Here is a 21,209-nt window from a genome sequence, read left to right as displayed (position 1 = left end):
ACAGGGAAAGCAAGCCCAGTGGACTAGACCACACCGGCAGCGTAGGTGACGTCCGCAGCGCAGATCCGATTGCGCCCCTGGTGCTTGGCGTCGTACAACGCGCGGTCTGCGCGCACGCTCAGGCGGTCGAAGGATTCACCAGCCTGCCAGCAAGCCACCCCGCCGCTCAGGCTGTAGTGATGCACCTGCGCGCCAATCGCCACCATCTGTGCAGCGGCAGCCTTGCGCAAGCGTTCAGCCAGGTGCATGGCGTTGTCGAGACTGGTTTCCGGCAACAGCAGCGCGAACTCCTCGCCGCCGATGCGCCCCAGCATGTCGGTCGGGCGCGACTGGGCCTGCGCCATCTGCACGAAGGCACGCAGCACGGCATCGCCGCCGGCATGGCCCAGCGTGTCGTTGATGCGTTTGAAATGATCCAGATCCAGGATCAGCAGCGACAGCGTCCCGGCCTGCATCTGCAGGCGGTCGACATAGCGGCGTGCCAATGTCTCAAAGCCTTTGCGCGACAACGCACCGGTGAGGAAGTCACGGTTGGCGGCTTCACGTGCATCGGCCAGCAGCGCGTCGTGCATCATCAGCATGGCCGACATCGACAGGATCGGCATGATGGCCGCTGCAATCACCAGCAGCAGCACGCTGCCCGCCGTGGAAAACATGGAGGGGCTGGAAGCGGTGTCCAGCGTCAGGAAATAGATACCGCGCGCCAGCTGGCAAGCCCCGAAGGTAAAGGCAATGGCGGCCGTCACCCGGTACGGATACGTCGGGCGGCCGGCTGGCGGATGCCGTACCAGCATCCAAGCCAGCGCCGTGCAGAAAGCCGCCGAGAACAGCGTGGTCGAAAACACACGCATGGGGATGCTGTCGATGGCATAGCGCCAGTAGATGACGGCCACGCCCACCGCCGCCACGCCTGCCAGCAGAATCGGCCAGTGCGGCCGACGACCCAGAAAGCGCGCGCAGCCCGCGTAGTACGCCGCGCCGCCCAGCGCCAGCAGCACGTTGGCCGCAACGACAGAAAGTTCGTCGGGAATCGTTCCGCGCAGCAGGAGCATCGGCAAGGCCAGCACCACCGCAAGGTTGGCGCCAAACCATTCAGCCACACCCGGCTTGCCCGCGCGCAGCAGCGAGCCCAGCAGCACCAAGAGCACAAAGCTCATCAGCGCAGACGTGGCGATGGCGACGCCTGGATCTAGCATGGGCACCCTCCCGCTGGGTCTTCTGTGGCCGTGGATTCTACGTGAGGGCGCCTTCTGCGGGCATCACCGGGTGGAGGGGCACGAACTTCCGCCAACTTGTCTACATCGTCTACTCAAGTTGGGTGAGCACGTGTTTGAGATGGGAGAAAGATCGGGGCGCGCCGCCGCTCAGACGTCGGCAGAAAGATAGCGCGCTGGCACCGCATCGGTCAGCCACACACCATTCTCCGAGCGAAAGAACACGTATCCATCGGCATGCATGCGCGCGGCGTCCACTGTCAGCAGCACCACAACCCCATAGCGCTGGCCAACCGATCGGGCAACGGCCAGATCGCTGGTCAGGTGCACATGGTGGCGCTGGCGCTTGTCCAGGCCGGTGGCCAGGATGGACTCCAGAAAACGCGTCGCCGTGCCGTGGTACAGCACCGCAGGCGGCGCCACGGGCAGCAGGCCGAGGTCGACCTCGATCGAATGGCCCTGATTGGCACGGATGCGCAGGCCGTCTTCGCTGATCGCGAAACGCTTCTTGTCGCTGGTTTCAACCACGGCTTCAAGCTGCTCGCGCGTCATCGGGCGGCCCGATGCGGCGGCATTTTCCAGCAACGTGTCGATACCGGCCCACCCGGCATCGTCAAGCGTCAGCCCGATGCGCTCGGGTTCATGGCGCAGGATCAGGCTGAGGAATTTGCTGAGGGATTTGAGTTCGGATGGATACATGTGCGCGATGTTCTCATCCCTCAGAGCAGGTGACCATCAGGCATGGCCAGAAAGCTGCGAAATGATCGCGCCCGGGTTCTTGGTGGCCGGCGCCACCGTGACACCCGTCACCCCGTGCCGCTGCAACGCCTGTGCAACAAACCCGGATGCCTTCATGTCCTCGACAAACCCCGCGACATACGCCGCTGCCTGTGCCCCCCGGCGGGTCGGCACACCCATGGCCTGGCGGATGACCATGAAGCGCTCGTCCAGCAGCCGCACGCCCGGCACGTTGGCAGCATCCGCTTCAAGCTGTTGCTTGACGCCCGCAGCTACCTCGCAGTGCGTGTCGAGAAAGGTCTGCACCACCGCAGGTGACGTGGGTGCCCGGACGATCTCAGCATGCTGCAGTTCACGCGTGAGAAACAGGTCGTACGCGCTGCCCTTGCCAACCACGACGCGGTTGCCGGCGCGGTCCACATCGGCGTTGGTGCGGATGGGCGAGTCCTTGCGTACGAGGTAATAGCCCTCGATCAGCACGTACGGTTCCGTGAAGGCAATGCTCGCCGCGCGGCGGGGGTCGATGGCGAAGAAACCGATGTCCGCCTGCTCCTGCGACACCACGTCGACCGACTTGCCGGCGGCATCCACCACGACGAGCTTCAGCGCAACGCCCAAGCGTTCAGCCAGCGCGCGCGCCAGATCAACAGATACGCCGACGGCCTGCCCCTGTGCATCCAACCTCGCAAGGATCGGATTGCCCGTGTTGATGGAAGCGCGCAGCGCGCCCGTGGGTGCCAGCGCGGCAAGCAAGGTCGAGTCGATGGACATGATGGATTGGCTGGCAGCTGAGGAGATTGGTGATCGTGGAGATGGCGCCGATCGGGTGACTGTGCAGTCGCGGCAAGTGTACCGATGCCCTGGCGCTGGTGGACTACTCTTTACCAAAGCAGGCTGCATCCGCGCACCCATTGCCGAGAAATTTTCGCCACGCTAACGCCACTTCTGCGCCTGCAGCAATCGCGCAATGCGGACCAGAGTGTGCTTGCATACGCAACGAAGCCAAGTACCGCAAAGCCGATCAGCCCGCCATGTCAGCGCCACTGTCCAACCCGCCGGCGGGGAGGAGCCATGCAAGGAATCCATCACAAGGTCTGCACTGCAATACTTGCTGCAACGATTTCGTTGTTTGCCGCATGTGGCGGCGGTGACAGTGGCGGGAACTCGGGCAACGGCAGCGGCAATGTGGCTTCCCCGCCGGGCGGCGTGCATCTGCAAGTGGTGTCGTTCGGTGACAGCCTCTCGGATGTCGGTACCTATGCCCCGATCGCCGCCGCGACGGGCGGCGGGCGCTTCACAACCAATCCTGGGCAAGTGTGGACGCAAGACGTCGCGCAGTACTACGGCGATACGCTCAGCGCGGCATTTACGATCGACCTCACGCATGCACTGACGGCGCAGAGCGGACTCGGCTATGCGGAAGGCGGCGCGACGGTTGCAACGCCGGCAAGCCTGTACGACTTCCTGACCGACGTGATCGGCAATGTGGAAATGCCGGTCAACCAGCAGGTGTCGAGTTATCTGGCACGGTACGGCAGCTTCAACGCCAATCAACTGGTGCTGGTCTGGGCCGGCTCGAACGATGTACTGCGCGCCGGGACCCTGCCGGCCTCGGCACCAACCGTGCAGACGGCCGCAACCACGCTCGCGCAGGTGGTCGGGCAGATCCTCCAAGGCGGCGCTACGCATGTCGTGGTGATCAATGTTCCCAATATTGGACTCTCGCCCTCAGGCGTCGCGTCGCCCGACGGCGGTGCCAACCTGACCCAGCTATCGCAGATCTTCAACAACAGCCTGACCACGGCCCTGCAAGCCAATGGCCTGCAAGGGAAAGTCATCCTCGTCGATTCCTATACCTGGATGACCCAGACCATCGCGGCCTTCCAGGCCAATGGCTTTACCGTCTCCAACACCAGCTTTGCCTGCGACCCGGCGAAGACGCCTCATGCAACGGCATTGCTGTGTTCGCCGGCAACCTACGTGTCGCCCAACGCCGATCAGACCTACGTGTTTGCCGACACCCTCCATCCGTCGACACATTCGCATGCCCTGTTCGCCCAGTTCGTGGAGCAGCAGATCGCCAAGAGCGGTCTTGGGCATTGAACCCGTGTGCACGATGACTGGCTGGTTGAGCCTGTTGGGAAGCGACGGATCGCCGAGGTGATGTAGCGCACCGCATCACCAACCGCGAGTGTTCGATGCCCAGCGACACTTCCGTCTCGGGACCATCACTTCCCCATCAACCTCGCGGCAATATCCCGTGCCTCGTCAAGAGAAGCCTTGGCAGGACAGACTTGGAGCCGGTTGCTCAGCGTGCCTGAGACCTTTGCATAAGTCACCACTCGCCCATCCATGACAACGGCCATCATCTGACCGATATGGCGCTGGCTCCAATCCGCAAGCCGCTTCGCCGCATCATCCGCAAACACCAACCGAATACCGGCGCCCTCAGGGTCGAGCCCTCGATTGCAATCCCATTCAGCCAACGCGCCAACCACGTCGGCCTGCGTCAACAGCGGCTCGCTGGCCACCCACACGGTCGACTCGGTCTCTGACTCGTGCAGGCGGGGCATCTCCACCATGTCTGCTTGCGACGTACTGCTAGCTGCCGCGATGCTGAGCGCGATCCGGGAGGGGCCCTGCCGAGCTGTCGCCGCTTCCGTGCGCGACATCTTGAGACGCTCAGCAAAGGACTTCAAACCCTCGGCGGTACGGATCGGCGTGTCGAGCCACCAGCATCGGCTCTGTTTCGACGCCGAGAGAGGCATTTGCAGGTCGGTCCACTCCGCACCCTGCTTCGCTCGGTAGGCAACCGTCATCTCGTCGCCCAGGAACCGGCTGGATTGGTGATCAGCGACACGCAGATCGGCAACCTGCGTGGACGTACTCCATGCCGACAGATAAGCCGACAGCAATGTTTCGTCGGACGCCGTTTGCAACCTGGCATCCGTCCAATCGGAGCCCAACAACAGTGTTCTCGCCCGTGCGGAATCGGGCGAGTAGCGATCATCCAAAATCTGCCGCAGCCGTGAGCCCAGTTGCTTCACCGCCTGTGCAGAGAGCAATTCGCCCGCCTGTGCAGGTGCGGAGGCAGCCAACTCGACAAACCGGAGCGCCAGCGCCTCCGGGTCATCAAAGCATGCTGGCGATGCCAGGGCCGGCGTCACGAGGCAGGCGCTGCTCAGGGTCAGCGCGATTGCGATGCTGCGAGAACGTTGGGGGAGTGCCATGGCGTATCTAGTCGACCGGGGCCAACGCCCCAAGGAACAATGCCGTGGAGTGAACGCGATTTGGTGCCGTCGCGCAAGCTGACCAATCGGCACCAGTCGGCCGATCCGTCGTTCACGACTGCCACGCGCCCGCGATCATCCGTGCCAGCAGCTCGGCGTACGACCACCCGACAGCCCGCGCCGCAATCGCGGTCAGGCTGTCCTGATCCTCCCGCCCCGGCCGGCCCGCGCCGGTCATGTTCGGCTTCATGTTCAGGTCGAACAGCCGGTAGCGCCCGCTCGCATCGGCGCGGCAATCGATGCGGATGGGTGCACGGGCGCCGACCAGTTCGTACGCGCGCAGGCAATCGGCAATCAGCCCGCGCACAGCAGGTGCTTCCGTCTCTTCAGACGTAAGCGCAACGCTGTTCTGCGTGACGGCCACGGCGCCGTTGTAGGGCGCAACGCCGTTGTCGTGGTTGAAGCGGCGCACGGGCGGCAGCACGCTGGCGATCTCGCTATTGAAATGCGTGGGCAGATCGGGCTGGCGCGGCATGACGGTCAGCGTCAGCTCCTCCCCGCTCAGGAACTGCTCGACGATGAGAGCGTTGCCGAAGGCGCCGCCATCCAGCAAGGCCGCCGTCACGCGATGGAATTCAGGCAGATCACGCACGAGCGTCACGCCCTGGCTGCCGCGTCCGCGCACCGGCTTGATGATGAGTGGGAAGGCGAGACCGAGGCGACTCAACCCGTCGCCATCGAAGGCATGAGTTGGTGGCACATCGCCCATCGTCTCGCACCCGGCAAGGCGCGATGCCGCCGCCGGCAGCCCATGTGCGCGCAGCATCGCGTTGGTCGCGAACTTGTCGTCGGCATTCTGCTGGCGCTGCGGCAACTGGCCGACCACTTGGGCTTGATGCATGACCGCTTCGAGCGGGTGGCCGGCAAACAGCACAGTGTTGGCCCACAGCAGCGTCGCGCCGCGTGCCAGTGCATCGGCAATGCCGTCGGCCGTATCGGCAAAAACCCAGTCCATCGCGCGTGCCGGGTCGGGCTCGGCCACCGGTGTCAGCACGTCATAGCCGGACTGGCGCAGCGCAAAGCCGATGTCCGCGCCGCTATCGGAGTAGCCACCGGGCTTGGCATCCTTGCGCAGGCCATCGATGACGGGCGGAGGCAGCGCTTGATAGAGGATGGCGATGCGATGCGGCGTGCGATTGGCGGCGGGCATAGGCTGCTGCGGCAGAAAGACTGCCTTGCATTCTACGAGCGCCGCCGCCGTTGCGGTCAGTGCCTGGGGTACAGATCGTCGATGGCAGCGCCGCCAACCGAAACCAGCACGGCCTCGGTGGACTCTACCGCCGCAGGCTCGGCCTCTACGGTCAGGATGTAGCGGCCGCCCAGGACGACATTCTGGAACTTGCGTTCGTACGTTTCGGCCAGCTCGCCGCGCGGCTGGTGGTCTCCGCTGACGAAGTTGCCGCACACGGCACCCGCTTCGTCACCCTGGTACGAGAGCGCCACGCAATCGCGTGCCAAGCCGGAACGCAGCACGGTCTGTCGGGCCGCTTCGGCGTCGGCGTGGTCAATGAAGATGCGGACGATGGTAGGCATGAGGTTCTCCTGGTCGTGGTGAACCGTTGACGCATCGCGTGTGCCTGTGGCCCGTCAGACCGCGTCGACCATCGGCCCATCCCACCCGTCCAGATACTTGGGCAGTGCATCCGCCACATCCACTACGCGGTGCCGGTAAAACAGGTGCATGGTCGGGGCCAATGCGTCGGGCAATCCGTTCTGCGCGGCGCGTGCAAAGAGGCTGTTGGGGATCACTGCCATGCCCAGGCGATTATTGCCGAACAAGGTCTCTCCGCAATGGCGGCAGAAATGGCGCTTGAGCTGGCGTGTGGGGTGTTGGAAGGCGATGAGGTCGTCCGCGCCGCGCTCAACGGTGACGTGGGCCGGGTCCCATGCGGTGGCGGAGAGGACCGGCGTGCCGTAGAAATCGCGGCAGGCGTTGCAGTGGCAGTTGGCGCGCGCAGCGGGCGCGCCAGCAACGCGCAAGTGCACACGGCCGCAGATGCATTGCAGGGTGTCTGGGATCGTTGTCAAACCTGAGCTCCTGAGCGGATAAGCTGGCGCGCATTCTACGGGCGCCCGCTCAGGTCTGCTGGAGGTGCTGCGCGGGCTAGAACAGCGCCATCTGCCGCATCCCAAACCCGATCGCCTCTTCCACGCGCATACGCGCGTGCGAGAGCGACCCTTCGATGCCCGAGAGCGTGCCGGCCAGCCAGCGGTAGACGAGCGGCGCATCACCGCGCGGGCTCAGGTGGATTTCGCCGAGCTTCTTGCCGCGCTTGTCGCGGTAATAGTGAGAGCGGTAGCCGCGTTCCCAATGCGTGATCGGGCCGCGCCATTGGCGCGGGCGGCGGGGTTTGGCGGCGGGTGTTTCGGCTGGCGCTGCCGACACCGAATCCTCCCAGCCGAATGCGGGTTTGGCGAACAGCGGCAAACCTTCCAGATCGGGGTAGAAATCCATCGTCGTAGGCTCAGCTAACCGCGCCGCCTCTGGCTTTGCAGACACACACGGCGCGTAGTCCGCATGATACCTGGGTTTGTAGAGAACATCACGTGCAAACGCAATGCGGGCGCGCTCCGGATGCGGGTCCGCATCGGTATCATGACGGTTGCCAACCCACTCAGACATCCGGCAATCCGCCCGCACGCGCCATGAATCTCTCCCTCAAGCCGTTCGTCACCACCAAGACCGCCTTGCTCGCCAGCGCCGTGTGGCTCGCGGCGGGTTGCACTGCCCCGGTCACCGCCCAGGAAAGCACCTTCGCACCACTGCTGCGCCATCTGGCGGATCGCCTTGTCACCGCCGATCAGGTGGCGCTAAGCAAATGGGACACCGGCCAATCGGTCTACGACCCCGAGCGGGAGGCCAAGGTCATCGCCAACGTTTCGGGCATCGCGCCCACCTTCGGGCTGAGCGCCACCGATGTGGCCAATGTCTTTGCCGACCAGATCGAGGCCAACAAGGAAGTGCAGTACGCCCTGCTCAACGATTGGCGCAGGGCTGGCGCTGCGCCCGCCACGCCGCGGCAAAGCCTCTCGGGGGATATTCGCCCTCGGCTGGACACGCTACAGACGTCGATCCTGCAAAGCCTGCGCGAAGCTGCCCCGGCCCGCAGCCAGGCAAATTGCCTGACGCAGGTCGCACACGAAATCGGCCGCGTTGCCCACGAGAAGTCGCTCGACACGCTGCACCGCATTGCGCTGGATCGCGCGACGGCGCGGCTTTGTGCCAAATCCTGAGCGACGGATATGTCAGCGCGGTGACTGCTCTACGCACAACCGGATGCACGAAGATTGCCGAGGGCGCAGGCTCAATGAGAGTGGCGTTGACGCCTACAGCGTGCCGGCCCGGCGACAGACCTCTCTGACCAGCGCGTTCAGCAAGGTCGCCTGGTCACTAGCCGCCTCCACCATCGGCACAGCCCAGGCACAGTCCGACAGATCGAAGTGATGCTGCCAGCCCTGCGAGGCCTGCAGCCCGGCAAGGCTGAACCCTGACGACCCGCCCGTATCGGCATGCCCGCCGCCAATGGATTCGCCAAGCTCGAACGCCCGCTCCCTGAATGGGCAGAGCCACACGCCATACACATGGTGCGAAGCGTGTTGCGATGTCGGCGCCTGGTTCTTGTAGCCGAGCCGGAGCACCTGGCTCTGCAGTGCCCAGCCTTCAATCGGCTTGGACTTCTCATAGAGATAGGCTGCATCGAGAACACGGCCGCCGGGCCAACTCACCTGCCGCGCGTCAAAGGTCAGGTTCTTGAGCTTGTGCGGATAGGCAAGCTCAGGCCAGTCTTTCTCTGTTCGAGCAATCGACGCGTCAAACAAACGAATCTCCTGCCCCTCAAATTCCAGTGCGAGTTGCCAGGTTTCGTTCGGGATGACGTTGGTGAGGGTGGGCATTGTGTTTTTGGCTCAGCGGTCTGCAACGGGTCGAACACCGTTGCACATCGCGCATTTTTACGAGATTTTCATTTGACGCTCAATGGGGGCGGCGCGTAGTATTTATTTACGGTTGCGGGACAGACCCAACACCGCCAATCTCTTGAGGGAGCCTCATGAGCACCAATGCAAAGCGCTTCGATGCGCTTGTCTTCATCGGCCGTTTCCAGCCGATGCACCGTGGACATCTTGACGTATTGCGCCGGGCATTGAGCCTTGCCGATACGGTTTGCGTCCTGATCGGTTCGACCGACAAGCCCCGCACCATCAAAGACCCGTTCTCGTTCGACGAGCGCCGGCAAATGATCGCCTCCGCGCTGGATGAGGCGTCCCGCGCCCGTGTGCGCTTCGCGCCGGTACAGGACTCGACCTACAACGATGGCGACTGGGTGCGCTGGGTACAGGACGCGGTGGCCGCCGAACTGGGCGAGACCGCTGGTCGCAAGATCGGCATCATCGGCCACGAGAAGGACAGCAGCTCGTACTACCTCCGCATGTTTCCGCAGTGGGAGCTGGTGGAAGTCGACAGCGCCGAAGACATTTCCGCCACCGAGATCCGCGAGCAATTCCTGGCCGAGCGCAGCAACAGCTTCGTGTCGTGGGCCGTACCTGCGCCGGTGTTCGACTGGATGGAGGACTTCCGCAACCAACCGGCCTTCGCGCAACTGAAGGCGGAAGCGGAGTTCATTGCCGGCTACAAGAAGGCTTGGTCGGCGGCGCCGTATCCGGTCACCTTCGTCACGGTCGATGCGGTGGTCGTGCATTCCGGCCACCTGCTGCTGGTACGCCGGCGCAGCGAACCCGGGCGCGGCCTGTGGGCGCTGCCGGGCGGCTTCGTCGACCAGGAGGAACGACTGGAGGCTGCGTGCCTGCGCGAGTTGCGCGAAGAGACTGGACTCAAGTTGCCGGAGCCCGTGCTGCGCGGCTCGCTGAAGGACCGCCAAGTGTTCGATCACCCGCAGCGCTCGCTGCGCGGGCGGACCATCACCCACGCGTTCCTGTTCAGCTTCCCGGTGGGCGAACTGCCGCGCGTCAAGGGCGGCGACGATGCCGACAAGGCACGCTGGGTACCGCTCAATGATTTCGCGCGCATGCGCAGCGTCATGTTTGAAGACCACTTCGACATCGCCTACCACTTCCTCGGCAAGCTCTAACGCTTCCAGCATCAGATTCATCCGCCGGGACAGACCCGGCGGCCACCCAACGGCATAGAGGAGCTCTAGCCATGCAAAACGACCTGCGTCGTCTGTCGTCCATCCTGTCCAATCCGATCCTCAACACGGATTCGTACAAGGCCTCCCACTACCTGCAGTACCCGCCGAACACTTCAGCGATGTTCTCCTACATCGAATCGCGTGGCGGGCGCTATGACAGCACGCTGTTCTTCGGGCTGCAGATGCTGCTCAAGGAATACCTGAGCAAGCCCATCACCACGGCGATGATCGACGAGGCCCGCGACTTCTTCGCTGCACACGGCGAGCCGTTCAATGAAGCCGGCTGGCGCTATATCGTCGAAGCCTATGACGGCTATCTGCCGGTGCGCATTCGCGCGGTGCCGGAGGGCGCGGTGGTGCCGACGAACAATGTGCTCGTCACCGTGGAATGCGACGACCCGCAGGTGTTCTGGCTGACCTCGTATATCGAGACAATGCTGCTGCGCGTGTGGTATCCGGTGACGGTGGCCACGCAGAGCTGGCAACTGCGGCAACTGGTGCGCCGTTACTTGGAACGCACCAGTAACGACGTTTCGCAACTGCCATTCAAGGTGCACGACTTTGGCGCACGCGGCGTGTCGAGCGCGGAATCCTCGGCCATTGGCGGCGCCGCGCACCTGGTGAGTTTCATGGGCTCGGACACCGTGCTGGGCGTGGTGGCGGCGAACACCTACTACAACGCGCCCATGGCGGCGTTCTCGGTGCCAGCAGCCGAGCACAGCACCATCACCGCCTGGGGCCGCACCGGCGAGAGCGATGCGTATCGCAACATGCTGCGGCAGTTCGGCAAGCCGGGCGCGATCGTCTCGGTGGTCTCCGACTCGTACGATCTGTTTGCCGCGCTGCGCATGTGGGGCACGGAACTCCGGCAGGCCGTCATCGACTCCGGCGCCACGCTGGTCATCCGCCCGGACTCGGGTGACCCGAAGACCATCGTGATGCAGACCGTACGCGCGCTCGACGAAGCGTTCGGATCGGTGGTCAACGGCAAGGGATACCGCGTGCTCAACCATGTGCGCGTGATCCAGGGCGATGGCGTCAATGCGGAATCCATCGAAGCCATCCTGGCTGCGTTGGAGGCAGCGGGCTATGCAGCAGACAACATCGTGTTCGGCATGGGCGGCGCGTTGCTGCAGCAGTTGAACCGTGACACGCAGCGCTTTGCCATGAAGTGCTCGGCTGTCAAGGTGGATGACATCTGGCGCGATGTCTGCAAGGACCCGGTCACCGATGCCGGCAAGCGCTCCAAGCAAGGCCGCCTGACCTTGCTGCGCAATCGCCTGACCGGCGCTTACCAGACCGCAACGCTTCCGCTGGCCTGGGACGACCGGCGCGTCGAAGGCGAATGGGAGGAGGCGCTTCAAACTGTCTTTGACGGCGGCAAGCTGCTGGTTGACGTGTCGCTGGATGACGTACGTGCCCGCGCCCAGGCACACGAAGTCTGAATCCGAGGCTGCCACCCTGACGCTGTAGCGTGCCCGCCGCGGCCCGGACCACCGCACATGTGGTTCCGTCGCGGCACATGGAGAAGCGTCAACAACCTGATCCCGATCATGATCGAGAAGAAGAAGCTCTATCACGTGACCGTGCTGTCGAACTTTGCACGGGCATTCGACAAGTACTCGCTTTGCTATGCGAAAGCCGGCATTCCGGAAAGCACCTATCCCGATCGCTTCTATCTGCTGGAGCGTAGCGAACTCGAGATCGGCTACCAGAAGGCTTCGCGCTTGATTGAGAAACTGGCAATTCCGGGCAACCGGTTGATTGCACTGGAGACCGAAGTCGACCCCAGGCTGATCCAGGAGAACACGACCACCGGACGCGGCGTGTTCATCCAGTCCGGCCACATCAGGCTCAGTGGGTTGTATGACCTGGAGCAGAACGACAGCGGCATCGCAATGCGCCGCGCTGTGGTTGAGGAAACGGCGGCGGCTTCGCTGCAACTGTCGAGCCACCAGTTTCAGGCGTTTGCAGCGCTGCGGCCGCGCACCCTGTCCATCCTGCCCATCGCGCAGGGTTGCCAGGCCAAATGCGCGTTCTGCTTTTCCAAGGCGTCGATCTCCGCTGACCAGGCGCCGTATCGGCCCGACTGGGACGCCATTGGCGCATGGCTGGACAAGGCGGCAGCGCATGGCGCCGAACGCGCCGTGATCACCGGTGGCGGCGAGCCGACGCTACTGCCTTTCGCACAGCTCGAAAAGCTCATTGCCTGCTGCGCAGCGCGATTCAACAAGGTGGTGCTGATCTCCAACGGACACGCGTTTGCATCGCTTGCACAAGCCGAGCGCATTGCGCACTTGCGTGCCCTGCATGACGCGGGGCTACGCGTGCTGTCGCTCTCCCGACATCACTTCGATGCGCAGCGCAACGAACGCATCATGAAGCTCAACACGCCAGTTGAAGCGCTCGCCAGCACGTGGCGCGCGCATCGTCATCTCTGGCCGAATCTGCACCTGCGGTTCATCTGTGTTCTGCAGGACGACGGGGTGGAAGACGAAGCGACGCTCGAACAGTATCTGACCTGGGCGGCAGACCAAGGCGTTGAAGAGATCTGCTTCAAGGAGCTCTACGTTTCCACCAGCACGGAATCGATGTACTTCGATCGCGCGGCAAACGATTGGAGCCGGCATCATCAGGTGCCGCTGTCGCTTGTGACCAGCTTCGCAGCGCGCGAGAGTTTCTCGGTTGAACACCAGTTGCCATGGGGTGCGCCCGTCTTTGCTGGCAAATGGGCAGGCCGACCGATGCGCATTGCTGCCTATACCGAGCCGAGCCTGTATTGGGAGCGCTCACACGGCATTGCCCGAAGCTGGAACGTGATGGCTGACGGCCACTGCTTTGCATCACTGGAAGACCGCGCAAGCGAACTCACCCTGGGGAACCCGACATGAACTTCGCAGCGTTCAAACTGTGGCGCGAAGCCTGCCTGCGCACAACGCCCGACGTGGTGGATTGCGCAGAGACAAACCTGTACGCCGCCCTCGCCTCGCTGCAACCGCGTCTCGATCCCTCGCAAACGCCGCAGCGCGTGCACCGTTGCGATCTCGCACGGGCATGGCTGCAACGGTATGGCTTCGACATCGTGCTTTCGCGCCGCGCGCTGATCAGCCGCGGGGTGCGGCACGCACTGCAATTGATCTTCCGGAGGTTGTCTGCACAGGGCGCCCGTCTGTGGCTACCGAGTGACGTCTACCCGGTCTACCAGACGTTGGCCCAGTCGGCGGGCATCGCGCCACAGATGTTCCCGACGCTGCCCACGCCACGCCTTCCCGTGGACGCGGCCATCGACGGCCCCGAGTGCCTCCTCGTCGCGAACCCGCTCAAGCCGCTGGGGCGGTTCTTGAGCAATGAAGACTGTGCTGCGCTGGTTGCGTGGGTCAATGCGGCGCCCGGTCGGCGCCTGCTGATCGACTGCGTCTACGACCTGGGCGCACCGTTTCATCCCACGACGATGAAACTGCTGCAGACAGAGCGCGCGATTCTGCTGCACTCGGCCACCAAGGGCTGGCTCACGCCGCAGACGTTCGGCGTGGCACTGGTGGGTGAAGACTGTACCGGATTCGAAACTGATTTCCGTGAAGATCCCCCGTCTGCCATGCAGCTGCAGTTCGCGCACCACTTCCTGTCTGCTGCGGCCGACTGTCCGGCGCGGGTGGTCAACGCACTTCAGGCACGTGCGCGCAATCTTGCGGAGCGAGTGCCACAGGTGGTTCGCGACGCGTGTCTGGTCACGCCTGCAGACGGCGCCCCCGGTTGCTACCTCTTTCCGGTGTCGTTCAGTGCAGAGCAACTCTTGAACGATCACGGCCTGCTGGCCATCCCGGCAAGCGCATTTGGGGCTCAGGGGTGGAATGGCAGCATCCTGACCAGTTTGTCCGGCGCCTTTGCCCAACAACACCATGGATAGATCCGACATGACGCCCCTGGCCGACATGGCCGTCTACGACGACGCCGATTTCTACGATCAGGAATTCGCCAACCGGGACCACGACGCCAGCTTCTTCATCGAGCAGGCCAAGCAAGCCGGCGGCCCCGTCCTGGAAGTGGCGTGCGGCACCGGCCGTATCACGCTGCCCATTGCACGGGCCGGCGTCGACATCACAGGGCTGGATGTCATGCGTTCCATGCTGGATCGGGCACGCCAGAAGTCGCAGGCCGAAGGGCTCGATGTGACCTGGCTTGAGCAGGACTGCCGAGCAATCCAATCAGAGCGGCGCTTCGCGCTGGTCTTCTCGGCCACCAACGCTATGCAGCATCTGCACGACCTGGATTCGGTCAACGCGTTTCTGGGTTCTGTGAAGCGCGTGCTGGCGCCAGGTGGCACGTTGATCCTCGATGTGTTCAATCCGGACATCCGCAAGCTGGCACGGTCGGCCGATACCCGCTATCTGCACAAGTCGATGATTGACGCCGAGGGAAGGGAAATCTGCGTCGAGGCAACTTCGCACTACGACACGGCCAGCCAGATCCTGAGATTCGAACTCTATTACCTGCGTAACGGCGAGTGCATCCGGACCAAGCAGGTCAGCATGCGCTGTTTTTTCCCGGAAGAGCTGCTGGCGCTGTGCCGGTTCAACGGATTCGAGGCCGTGCAGCGGTTTGGAGGGTACGACGCGTCGCCATTCACGACGCACGCGTCCAAGCAGATCCTGTTCTGCCGTGCCGCCTGACATACGCCCCGGCCAAGCACAGCGATACGGAAGTCCGCTGCGCTTGGCCCGGAGGGCCTGCATGCACCTGATGCCTAAGCCTCTGCCGCACCGATGACCAGCAGAAGCTCGTCGAGTCGTTCAAGAGTGGAAGCCATGCCTTCCTTCAGTCCCATGTCGATGACCTTCTGCACATCTTCCGGCGAGTTGTAGACCACAACGGTCGTCACGAGCGTCGTTTCCTTTGCATCGGTGAAGGTGACATCCCAACGCGCCCTGGGCATATCGGGATTCACAACGCCGGTCTCGTCACTGAAGCCGTCCAAGGCCGTGTAGCCGTCGATCGGGCTGATGGATTGATAGTCCAGACGGCTCCAGAACGTCTGGCCGTCAGGGGTGGTCATGCCGTAGTGCCAATAGCCCCCAGCCTTGAACTCCATGTGCTTGGTCTTGGTGGTCAGAGGCTTGGGTGCAAACCATCGATCGAGCAATTCAGGCTTCGTGTGGCAATCCCACACGAGCTGGCGCTTCGCCGCGAACGCCTTCTTCACGGTGATGCTGCTCTTTTCCTTGTCGACGAGAAAATCGAATTGAAGCTTAGCGTTCATCACCTTCTCCCTTCAGTTCTTCTAAGAGGTTGTCCAGATTGCGATACCGGCCTGCCCAGGTCGCGCGCTGGTCTGCAAACCAGCGCTCTGCGGCATCCAGCTTCTCTTGTTCAAGCACGCACGTCCGGATGCGGCCGCTCTTGCTGGAACGGACCAACCCGGTCATTTCCAGTACCCGCACGTGCTTCATGAACGACGGCAGGGCCATGTCGAATGGCTCCGCCAGTTCACTCACCGTTGCGGGCCCGCTACCGAGCCGATGAACAACAGCCCTGCGCGTCGGGTCTGCAAGCGCATGAAAGATCGCGTCTAGCGCAATTGCATTGTTATCCATTTGGCTAACTATACTCTCGATGATTTTCCGCTGCAACAAGGCGTTTGTCCGCATGCTCGATGCGCCCATCGCGGCGTGCGGCGGTAACGCATCGTAGAACGTCCGGCTCAGTTCCAGAGAAAAGCGATTGCCTGCCGCGGGCCCGACCTGCGTCATGTGCTGAGCGTTAAGCCGTTTGCGTGACTGACGCATCGCGTGGCGGCTGCCTACACTGAGTCATCCCGACTGCGCCCAGAAGGCCACATGACACAGAGGCCACGCATTCCCGTCTGGCTGATTGTTGCAACGGCGTTCGCCGCCTTCATCGGCCTGAATCTATCGGTCGCCTACGTCCTCAGCCGCTTCCCCAGCCCGGAAGACGCCTGCACGCAAAACTGCGCCGTTGTCGGCAAGCGCGGCGTGATGGAGTACGTCTACCCCCGAGAGCAGCGGGGCCCAAAGGAATGCCGCTGCAGGTGACCCCGAATACGCCGCCTATCGAGAAGGAGTCCGTCATGCTGAAACTGCCGCGCATCTTTGCAGGATGCCTGCTCGCCGTCGTGGTTGCGGTGATCGCTGGGTGCAGCAGCCCGCCCATGCGACAAGCGACCATCCAGCGCCTCTACATCCTCAATTGCGGGGAAGGTGTTGCGGGTGACATCTCACGTTGGTCGCCCGGTGTGAACGTCGGCCAATCGATGGCGTTTGCCGACAACTGCTACTTGATCCAGCACGCGCAAGGGTGGCTTCTGTGGGACACGGGGGTCGACGACGCCATCGCCGCCATGCCCGATGGGCTGGCTCCGGCCGATCCGAAGGCAACCTATTGGCGCCGGCCCAAAACACTGGCGAGCCAGCTTGAGGAGATCGGTGTCCGGCCCGCCGACATCAAATACGTTGCCATCTCGCACAGTCACCCAGACCACCTCGGCAATGTCGAGATGTTCCCGCGCGCGATGCTGCTGGCGCAGAAAGCAGAGTACACGTGGCCCGGCGCCAACAACGCGCCGCGCTTCCAACCCGGCCACCCGGTCACCGAACTCGAAGGCGACAAGGACGTGTTCGGTGACGGCAGCGTCACGATTCTTTCAACGCCCGGTCACACGCCCGGCCATCAGTCCTTGCTGGTGAAGCTGCCAAAGACAGGCGCGATCGTGCTGTCTGGCGATGCTGTCCACTTCAGGAGCAACTGGGACAACCGCCGCGTGCCCGCCCTGAATTTTGACAAGGACAAGACACTGGCCTCCATGCAGCGCATCGCCGATCTGCTGGTCAAGGAGAACGCGCAACTCTGGATCAATCACGACAAGGCGCAGCGCGACACGTTGAAGATGTCCCCCGCGTACTACGAGTAGGCCTGCAACCGACATACACCCGCTGCTGGAGTGTGAGACATTGGCCGTCCCGACAGCGGCATGCGCCCCATCCCGCGGCACCCGGCTCTGGGATGTGATCGATTGAAGTCGGTTCGAGTCAGCGGACGCCCATGCCCGATTCTTCAGGAGACACACATGCCCAGCAAGAACACGATCTGTCTGTGGTTCAACCACGATGCGGTGGACGCTGCCAACTTCTATGCGGAGACCTTCCCCGACAGCGCGGTGCAGGCCATTCACCGCGCACCGGGCGACTACCCCGCCGGCAAGCAGGGCAACGTGCTGACGGTTGAGTTCACCGTGGCCGGCATCCCCTGCCTGGGGCTGAACGGTGGCCCGGTGTTCCAGCACAACGAAGCCTTCTCCTTTCAGATCGCCACGGACGACCAAGCCGAAACCGACCGCCTGTGGAATGCCATCGTCAGCAACGGCGGCCAGGAAAGCGCGTGCGGCTGGTGCAAGGACCGCTGGGGCATCTCGTGGCAGATCACCCCACGCGTGCTCAGTGAAGCGATCTGCGACCCCGACCCAGCAGCAGCCAAACGCGCCTTCGACGCGATGATGACGATGGGCAAGATCGACATCGCCGCGATCGAAGCGGCACGGCGGGGCTAAAAACGTCTCGCCTCTGATGGCACATGGACTGGGGTATATGGAAGCGGAGCACGTGCAAGCCAAGCGAAAACTGGCTTGACGCGAAGACTGATCTCATGAGCGGCGATGGGCACCCACCCACGCCCCTTCCCTACTGAACCAGTCCGTCAGAAAGTCGATGAACGCGCTGACCTTGGCCGACAGGTTGGCGCGCTCCGGGTACACCGCAAAGATGTCGGCCGCAGGCAATGCCCAGTCGGCCAGCACAGGCACCAGGCGCCCGGCATGCACGTGCTCGTGGACGTCCCACTCGGAGCGCATCAGGATTCCGTAGCCGGCCAGCGCCCACAGCACACCGCTCTCACCATCGTTGGTGCTCAGTACACCGCGCACCTTGATGGTCTCTTGCTTGCTGGCGCGCGTGAGGTACCACGTGCCGTAGGCGGCGTCGCTTTCGCGCAGCACGATGCACTGGTGCGATTGCAGGTCACGCGGCACCTGCGGCACGCCCGCGCGTTTCAGGTACTCGGGCGACGCGCACAGCAGCCGGCGGTTGCTGACGATCTTGCGCGCCACCATGCGCGAGTCCGGCACCGTGCCGAACCAGATGCCGATGTCGAACGCCTTATCGGCCAGGTTAACGGAGCGGTCGGTCAGCTCAAGCTGCAACTCCACCTCGGGATAGCGCTGCACAAACGCCACCACCGCCGGCGCGATATGCCTGCGCCCGAAGCCGAACGTCGCATTCACCCGCAGCAGCCCCTTGGGTGTGCCCCGGCTGCTGGAGACGGTCTGCTCCAACTCCTGCAGTTCTTCGAGCAACCGCGCGCCGGTGGCCAGATAGATCTCCCCTTCATGGGTGACGCTCAACCGGCGCGTGGTGCGATTGAGCAGCCGCACGCCCAGCCGCTTCTCAAGCTGCGCCAGCCGCGCGGTAATGGCCGGCGGCGTCACACCAAGCTCGCGCGCCAGTGCCGCCAGCGAGCCCTGCTTGACCAGCTGGGTGAAAAATTCCAGATCCGATACGCGATCCATTATTCAGTTTAAATGAAGAATAGATAAATCTATCGGCCAATTATAAAACGCTCCTGCATATCTACACTCCAGTTCGCCAGTGGACCGGGCCCGATACCGATAGGTACGGCCGGCCACCCGAATTGGAGGAAGCATGGCAAAGACGCTGTATCAAAAGCTGGTGGAGTCGCACACCGTTGCCCAGCTCGATGCGCAAAACGTGCTGCTCTATGCAGACCTGCACATCATGAACGAGTACACCAGCCCGCAAGCCTTTGCCGGGCTGAAGGGGGCGGGTCGCCCCGTCGCCGTACCGGGCCAGCAGATGGCCGTAGTCGACCACATCATCCCCACGCACCCGGTGCGTGTGCGCGTCATCCAGGACCCGGCTTCTGCGCTGCAGGCGTCCAACCTGGCGAAGAACTGCAGCGAGCACGGCATCGTCTTGTTCAATACAAACGACGCGCTGCAGGGCATCGAGCACGTCATCGCGCCGGAGCTGGGCATGATCCGCCCCGGCATGGTCGTGCTCTGCGGAGACAGCCACACGACCACCTACGGCGCATTCGGCGCGCTGGGCTTCGGTATCGGCACATCGGAGGTCGAGCACGTGCTGGCCACGCAAACGCTGGTCTACCGGTTGGCGCAAGACATGCGCATCCACGTAGACGGCGAACTGCGCAGCGGCGCCACCGCCAAAGACCTGATCCTGCACATCATCAGCCGTATCGGTGCGCAGGGTGCGCGCGGTTACGTGGTCGAGTTCACGGGCAGCGCGATTGCGGCGCTCTCCATGGAAGCGCGCATGACCCTGTGCAACATGGCCGTGGAAGCCGGCGCGCGCGGGGCACTCATTGCGCCGGACGCCAAAGCCACGCGCTACGTGCTTGAACATGCGCGCGACGTGGCCAATACGCACGCAAGCGCCGCGCTTGCCGACTGGCGCCAACTGTTCAGCGATGCCGATGCGCGGTTCGATGCCGAGCACCGCTTCGACGCCCGCGACGTTGCACCGTACGTGACATGGGGCACCAGCCCCGATCAGGCGATTCCCGTAACGGGCACGATCCCGCAGCCGGACGCGGCCTCCGCCCAAGCGTTGCGCTACACGGGCCTGCAGGCCGGCACGGCCATCGAAGGCGTGCCCGTGCAGCGCGTGTTCATCGGCTCGTGCACGAACGCGCGCATTGAAGACCTGCGTGCCGTCGCAGCCATCGTGCGCGGTCGCAAGGTGGCGCCCAGTGTGCGCGCGATGGTCGTGCCCGGCTCGGGCGCGGTGCGCCGCCAAGCCGAGCAGGAAGGGATTGCCGACGTGCTCCGGGCCAGCGGCTTTGAATGGCGCCAGCCGGGCTGCTCGATGTGCCTGGCCATGAATGACGACTTTCTCGCCCCCGGCGAGCGCTGTGCCTCCACCACCAACCGCAACTTTGAAGGGCGCCAGGGGCGCGGCGGCATCACGCACTTGATGAGCCCCGCCATGGCGGCCGCCGCGGCCATCACCGGCCGCATCACCGACGTCCGCCAACTGCACGCACAACAAACCGAGGCCGCCCATGTCTGATACCCAACGCATCGAAGGCATCGCTGCGCCGCTGCCCACACCCAACCTCGACACCGATCAGATCATGCCCAAGCAGTTCCTGCGCGGCATCGACAAGTCCGGTCTCGACAAGGGCCTGCTCTACGACCTTCGCTACGACGCCGAACACCAACCGCGCAGCGCGTTCGTTCTCAACCAACCGGCATATCAGGGTGCCTCCATCCTGGTGGGTGGCGGCAACTTCGGCTGCGGCTCCAGCCGCGAGCACGCCGTGTGGGGCCTGCAGCAGTTCGGCATCCGGGCCGTGATCGCGCCGAGCTTTGGCGAGATCTTCTACAGCAACGCGATGAACAACCGCCTGCTGCTGGTGATGCTCGACCCGGCCGTCGTCGAACGCATCCTGGCTGACGTATCCAACCCCGCCACCAACCATATCGCCATCGATGTGGAAGCGATGACCGTGCGCAGCCATAGCGTCGAGGCAACGTTTTCGTTGTCCGAGCGCCATCGCCACATGTTCCTGCATGGCCTGGACATGATCGGCGCCACGCTGGCGCGCTGGGGCGAGATCGACGCCTTCCAGCAGACGCACTGGGAAACGCGCCCCTGGCTGCGCGATGTTGCGGCCACCACGCGCGCGCGCCTCGCGGCAATGGCACCGGGCAGCAGCCTCTGAGGCTGGCCCTGCACGCTCTTCAACACGCACAGACAGCGCCGGCGCTTCAC

24 protein-coding genes are annotated in these 21,209 nt (G+C 63.7%); 12 read left to right on the top strand and 12 right to left on the bottom strand.

Annotated elements, in window-relative coordinates; translation table 11 throughout:
• Positions 1–23: 23 nt before the first annotated feature.
• The 3 genes from ACS13N_RS22220 to ACS13N_RS22210 form a co-directional block, all read right to left on the bottom strand.
• Entirely contained in the window at positions 24–1,196 is a 1,173-nt protein-coding gene (locus ACS13N_RS22220) for a GGDEF domain-containing protein (protein WP_438933761.1), read from the bottom strand.
• Positions 1,197–1,364: 168 nt separating this feature from the next.
• Positions 1,365–1,913 (bottom strand): RNA 2'-phosphotransferase, encoded by a 549-nt coding sequence (locus ACS13N_RS22215; RefSeq protein WP_438933760.1) that lies wholly within the window; start codon positions 1,911–1,913, stop codon positions 1,365–1,367.
• Positions 1,914–1,949: 36 nt separating this feature from the next.
• Positions 1,950–2,723, bottom strand: a complete 774-nt coding sequence (locus ACS13N_RS22210) for an ABC transporter substrate-binding protein (RefSeq protein WP_438933759.1) — start codon at positions 2,721–2,723, stop codon at positions 1,950–1,952.
• Positions 2,724–3,023: 300 nt separating this feature from the next.
• Here ACS13N_RS22210 and ACS13N_RS22205 point away from each other — a divergent pair, with 300 nt between their 5' ends.
• A complete protein-coding gene (locus tag ACS13N_RS22205) occupies positions 3,024–4,055 on the top strand; it encodes an SGNH/GDSL hydrolase family protein (protein WP_438933758.1) in 1,032 nt (343 codons plus the stop codon).
• Positions 4,056–4,180: 125 nt separating this feature from the next.
• Here the strand turns inward: ACS13N_RS22205 and ACS13N_RS22200 are convergent, their stop codons facing one another.
• The 5 genes from ACS13N_RS22200 to ACS13N_RS22180 all read right to left on the bottom strand — a co-directional run bounded on the left by ACS13N_RS22200 (position 4,181) and on the right by ACS13N_RS22180 (position 7,697).
• On the bottom strand, positions 4,181–5,182 hold the full coding sequence (locus tag ACS13N_RS22200; RefSeq protein ID WP_438933757.1) for a SecDF P1 head subdomain-containing protein: 1,002 nt from the start codon (positions 5,180–5,182) through the stop codon (positions 4,181–4,183).
• A gap of 112 nt (positions 5,183–5,294) precedes the next feature.
• Complete coding sequence (locus ACS13N_RS22195) at positions 5,295–6,392, bottom strand: biotin carboxylase (protein WP_438933756.1); 1,098 nt, start codon at positions 6,390–6,392, stop codon at positions 5,295–5,297.
• 56 nt (positions 6,393–6,448) lie between these two features.
• On the bottom strand, positions 6,449–6,775 hold the full coding sequence (locus ACS13N_RS22190) for a hypothetical protein (RefSeq protein WP_438933755.1): 327 nt from the start codon (positions 6,773–6,775) through the stop codon (positions 6,449–6,451).
• 54 nt (positions 6,776–6,829) lie between these two features.
• Positions 6,830–7,270 carry a GFA family protein gene (locus ACS13N_RS22185; RefSeq protein WP_438933754.1) on the bottom strand — a complete coding sequence of 147 codons (441 nt, stop codon included), beginning with the start codon at positions 7,268–7,270 and terminating at the stop codon, positions 6,830–6,832.
• A gap of 76 nt (positions 7,271–7,346) precedes the next feature.
• Entirely contained in the window at positions 7,347–7,697 is a 351-nt protein-coding gene (locus ACS13N_RS22180; RefSeq protein ID WP_438933753.1) for a hypothetical protein, read from the bottom strand.
• A 191-nt stretch (positions 7,698–7,888) separates the two neighbouring features.
• Between ACS13N_RS22180 and ACS13N_RS22175 the strand changes: the two genes are divergently transcribed.
• Positions 7,889–8,476 carry a chorismate mutase gene (locus tag ACS13N_RS22175; RefSeq protein ID WP_438933752.1) on the top strand — a complete coding sequence of 196 codons (588 nt, stop codon included), beginning with the start codon at positions 7,889–7,891 and terminating at the stop codon, positions 8,474–8,476.
• 93 nt (positions 8,477–8,569) lie between these two features.
• Here ACS13N_RS22175 and ACS13N_RS22170 read toward each other — a convergent pair whose 3' ends face one another.
• Positions 8,570–9,136 carry a hypothetical protein gene (locus ACS13N_RS22170; RefSeq protein ID WP_438933751.1) on the bottom strand — a complete coding sequence of 189 codons (567 nt, stop codon included), beginning with the start codon at positions 9,134–9,136 and terminating at the stop codon, positions 8,570–8,572.
• 155 nt (positions 9,137–9,291) lie between these two features.
• Here ACS13N_RS22170 and ACS13N_RS22165 point away from each other — a divergent pair, with 155 nt between their 5' ends.
• From ACS13N_RS22165 to ACS13N_RS22145, 5 genes are all read left to right on the top strand, one after another.
• The gene (locus ACS13N_RS22165; RefSeq protein WP_438933750.1) at positions 9,292–10,329 is read left to right on the top strand and encodes a bifunctional nicotinamide-nucleotide adenylyltransferase/Nudix hydroxylase; all 1,038 of its coding nucleotides are present in this window, start codon (positions 9,292–9,294) and stop codon (positions 10,327–10,329) included.
• Between the two features lie 71 nt (positions 10,330–10,400).
• A complete protein-coding gene (locus ACS13N_RS22160) occupies positions 10,401–11,834 on the top strand; it encodes a nicotinate phosphoribosyltransferase (RefSeq protein WP_438933749.1) in 1,434 nt (477 codons plus the stop codon).
• 57 nt (positions 11,835–11,891) lie between these two features.
• Positions 11,892–13,280 carry a radical SAM protein gene (locus tag ACS13N_RS22155; protein WP_438933748.1) on the top strand — a complete coding sequence of 463 codons (1,389 nt, stop codon included), beginning with the start codon at positions 11,892–11,894 and terminating at the stop codon, positions 13,278–13,280.
• Positions 13,277–14,296, top strand: a complete 1,020-nt coding sequence (locus tag ACS13N_RS22150) for an aminotransferase class I/II-fold pyridoxal phosphate-dependent enzyme (protein ID WP_438933747.1) — start codon at positions 13,277–13,279, stop codon at positions 14,294–14,296. Before ACS13N_RS22155 ends, ACS13N_RS22150 begins: the two co-directional genes overlap by 4 nt.
• A 25-nt stretch (positions 14,297–14,321) precedes the next feature.
• Positions 14,322–15,059, top strand: coding sequence for a methyltransferase domain-containing protein (locus ACS13N_RS22145; protein WP_438933746.1), 738 nt, complete (start codon positions 14,322–14,324; stop codon positions 15,057–15,059).
• Positions 15,060–15,133: 74 nt separating this feature from the next.
• Here the strand turns inward: ACS13N_RS22145 and ACS13N_RS22140 are convergent, their stop codons facing one another.
• Together ACS13N_RS22140 and ACS13N_RS22135 are read right to left on the bottom strand one after the other, a co-directional pair.
• Positions 15,134–15,646 (bottom strand): SRPBCC domain-containing protein, encoded by a 513-nt coding sequence (locus ACS13N_RS22140; RefSeq protein WP_438933745.1) that lies wholly within the window; start codon positions 15,644–15,646, stop codon positions 15,134–15,136.
• Complete coding sequence (locus tag ACS13N_RS22135) at positions 15,636–15,980, bottom strand: ArsR/SmtB family transcription factor (RefSeq protein WP_438934471.1); 345 nt, start codon at positions 15,978–15,980, stop codon at positions 15,636–15,638. The genes ACS13N_RS22140 and ACS13N_RS22135 overlap by 11 nt, the downstream gene beginning before the upstream one ends.
• A gap of 243 nt (positions 15,981–16,223) precedes the next feature.
• Here ACS13N_RS22135 and ACS13N_RS22130 point away from each other — a divergent pair, with 243 nt between their 5' ends.
• The 3 genes from ACS13N_RS22130 to ACS13N_RS22120 all read left to right on the top strand — a co-directional run bounded on the left by ACS13N_RS22130 (position 16,224) and on the right by ACS13N_RS22120 (position 17,950).
• Positions 16,224–16,439 (top strand): hypothetical protein, encoded by a 216-nt coding sequence (locus ACS13N_RS22130; RefSeq protein ID WP_438933744.1) that lies wholly within the window; start codon positions 16,224–16,226, stop codon positions 16,437–16,439.
• Between the two features lie 35 nt (positions 16,440–16,474).
• Entirely contained in the window at positions 16,475–17,314 is an 840-nt protein-coding gene (locus ACS13N_RS22125; RefSeq protein WP_438933743.1) for an N-acyl homoserine lactonase family protein, read from the top strand.
• Between the two features lie 156 nt (positions 17,315–17,470).
• Positions 17,471–17,950 (top strand): VOC family protein, encoded by a 480-nt coding sequence (locus ACS13N_RS22120; protein WP_438933742.1) that lies wholly within the window; start codon positions 17,471–17,473, stop codon positions 17,948–17,950.
• Positions 17,951–18,043: 93 nt separating this feature from the next.
• Here ACS13N_RS22120 and ACS13N_RS22115 read toward each other — a convergent pair whose 3' ends face one another.
• The gene (locus ACS13N_RS22115) at positions 18,044–18,964 is read right to left on the bottom strand and encodes a LysR family transcriptional regulator (RefSeq protein ID WP_438933741.1); all 921 of its coding nucleotides are present in this window, start codon (positions 18,962–18,964) and stop codon (positions 18,044–18,046) included.
• Between the two features lie 133 nt (positions 18,965–19,097).
• Here ACS13N_RS22115 and leuC point away from each other — a divergent pair, with 133 nt between their 5' ends.
• Positions 19,098–20,504, top strand: coding sequence for a 3-isopropylmalate dehydratase large subunit (leuC, locus tag ACS13N_RS22110; protein ID WP_438933740.1), 1,407 nt, complete (start codon positions 19,098–19,100; stop codon positions 20,502–20,504).
• Positions 20,497–21,159, top strand: a complete 663-nt coding sequence (gene leuD, locus ACS13N_RS22105) for a 3-isopropylmalate dehydratase small subunit (protein WP_438933739.1) — start codon at positions 20,497–20,499, stop codon at positions 21,157–21,159. The genes leuC and leuD overlap by 8 nt, the downstream gene beginning before the upstream one ends.
• Positions 21,160–21,209 lie beyond the last annotated feature (50 nt).

The sequence above is a fragment of the Ralstonia sp. 24A2 genome (genome assembly GCF_051783885.1).
GTDB lineage: Bacteria > Pseudomonadota > Gammaproteobacteria > Burkholderiales > Burkholderiaceae > Ralstonia.
This window is presented reverse-complemented; position numbering and strand designations above follow the sequence as displayed.

Coding starts and splice junctions, on each gene's coding strand:
- ACS13N_RS22175 (WP_438933752.1), top strand. CDS start 7,889: ATGAATCTCTCCCTCAAGCCGTTCGTCACCACCAAGACCGCCTTGCTC.
- ACS13N_RS22180 (WP_438933753.1), bottom strand. CDS start 7,697: ATGGATTTCTACCCCGATCTGGAAGGTTTGCCGCTGTTCGCCAAACCC.
- ACS13N_RS22145 (WP_438933746.1), top strand. CDS start 14,322: ATGGCCGTCTACGACGACGCCGATTTCTACGATCAGGAATTCGCCAAC.
- ACS13N_RS22160 (WP_438933749.1), top strand. CDS start 10,401: ATGCAAAACGACCTGCGTCGTCTGTCGTCCATCCTGTCCAATCCGATC.
- ACS13N_RS22200 (WP_438933757.1), bottom strand. CDS start 5,182: ATGGCACTCCCCCAACGTTCTCGCAGCATCGCAATCGCGCTGACCCTG.
- ACS13N_RS22115 (WP_438933741.1), bottom strand. CDS start 18,964: ATGGATCGCGTATCGGATCTGGAATTTTTCACCCAGCTGGTCAAGCAG.
- ACS13N_RS22135 (WP_438934471.1), bottom strand. CDS start 15,980: ATGGATAACAATGCAATTGCGCTAGACGCGATCTTTCATGCGCTTGCA.
- ACS13N_RS22120 (WP_438933742.1), top strand. CDS start 17,471: ATGCCCAGCAAGAACACGATCTGTCTGTGGTTCAACCACGATGCGGTG.
- ACS13N_RS22220 (WP_438933761.1), bottom strand. CDS start 1,196: ATGCTAGATCCAGGCGTCGCCATCGCCACGTCTGCGCTGATGAGCTTT.
- ACS13N_RS22190 (WP_438933755.1), bottom strand. CDS start 6,775: ATGCCTACCATCGTCCGCATCTTCATTGACCACGCCGACGCCGAAGCG.
- ACS13N_RS22195 (WP_438933756.1), bottom strand. CDS start 6,392: ATGCCCGCCGCCAATCGCACGCCGCATCGCATCGCCATCCTCTATCAA.
- ACS13N_RS22170 (WP_438933751.1), bottom strand. CDS start 9,136: ATGCCCACCCTCACCAACGTCATCCCGAACGAAACCTGGCAACTCGCA.
- ACS13N_RS22205 (WP_438933758.1), top strand. CDS start 3,024: ATGCAAGGAATCCATCACAAGGTCTGCACTGCAATACTTGCTGCAACG.
- ACS13N_RS22150 (WP_438933747.1), top strand. CDS start 13,277: ATGAACTTCGCAGCGTTCAAACTGTGGCGCGAAGCCTGCCTGCGCACA.
- leuD (WP_438933739.1), top strand. CDS start 20,497: ATGTCTGATACCCAACGCATCGAAGGCATCGCTGCGCCGCTGCCCACA.
- ACS13N_RS22215 (WP_438933760.1), bottom strand. CDS start 1,913: ATGTATCCATCCGAACTCAAATCCCTCAGCAAATTCCTCAGCCTGATC.
- ACS13N_RS22130 (WP_438933744.1), top strand. CDS start 16,224: ATGACACAGAGGCCACGCATTCCCGTCTGGCTGATTGTTGCAACGGCG.
- leuC (WP_438933740.1), top strand. CDS start 19,098: ATGGCAAAGACGCTGTATCAAAAGCTGGTGGAGTCGCACACCGTTGCC.
- ACS13N_RS22210 (WP_438933759.1), bottom strand. CDS start 2,723: ATGTCCATCGACTCGACCTTGCTTGCCGCGCTGGCACCCACGGGCGCG.
- ACS13N_RS22125 (WP_438933743.1), top strand. CDS start 16,475: ATGCTGAAACTGCCGCGCATCTTTGCAGGATGCCTGCTCGCCGTCGTG.
- ACS13N_RS22140 (WP_438933745.1), bottom strand. CDS start 15,646: ATGAACGCTAAGCTTCAATTCGATTTTCTCGTCGACAAGGAAAAGAGC.
- ACS13N_RS22155 (WP_438933748.1), top strand. CDS start 11,892: ATGTGGTTCCGTCGCGGCACATGGAGAAGCGTCAACAACCTGATCCCG.
- ACS13N_RS22165 (WP_438933750.1), top strand. CDS start 9,292: ATGAGCACCAATGCAAAGCGCTTCGATGCGCTTGTCTTCATCGGCCGT.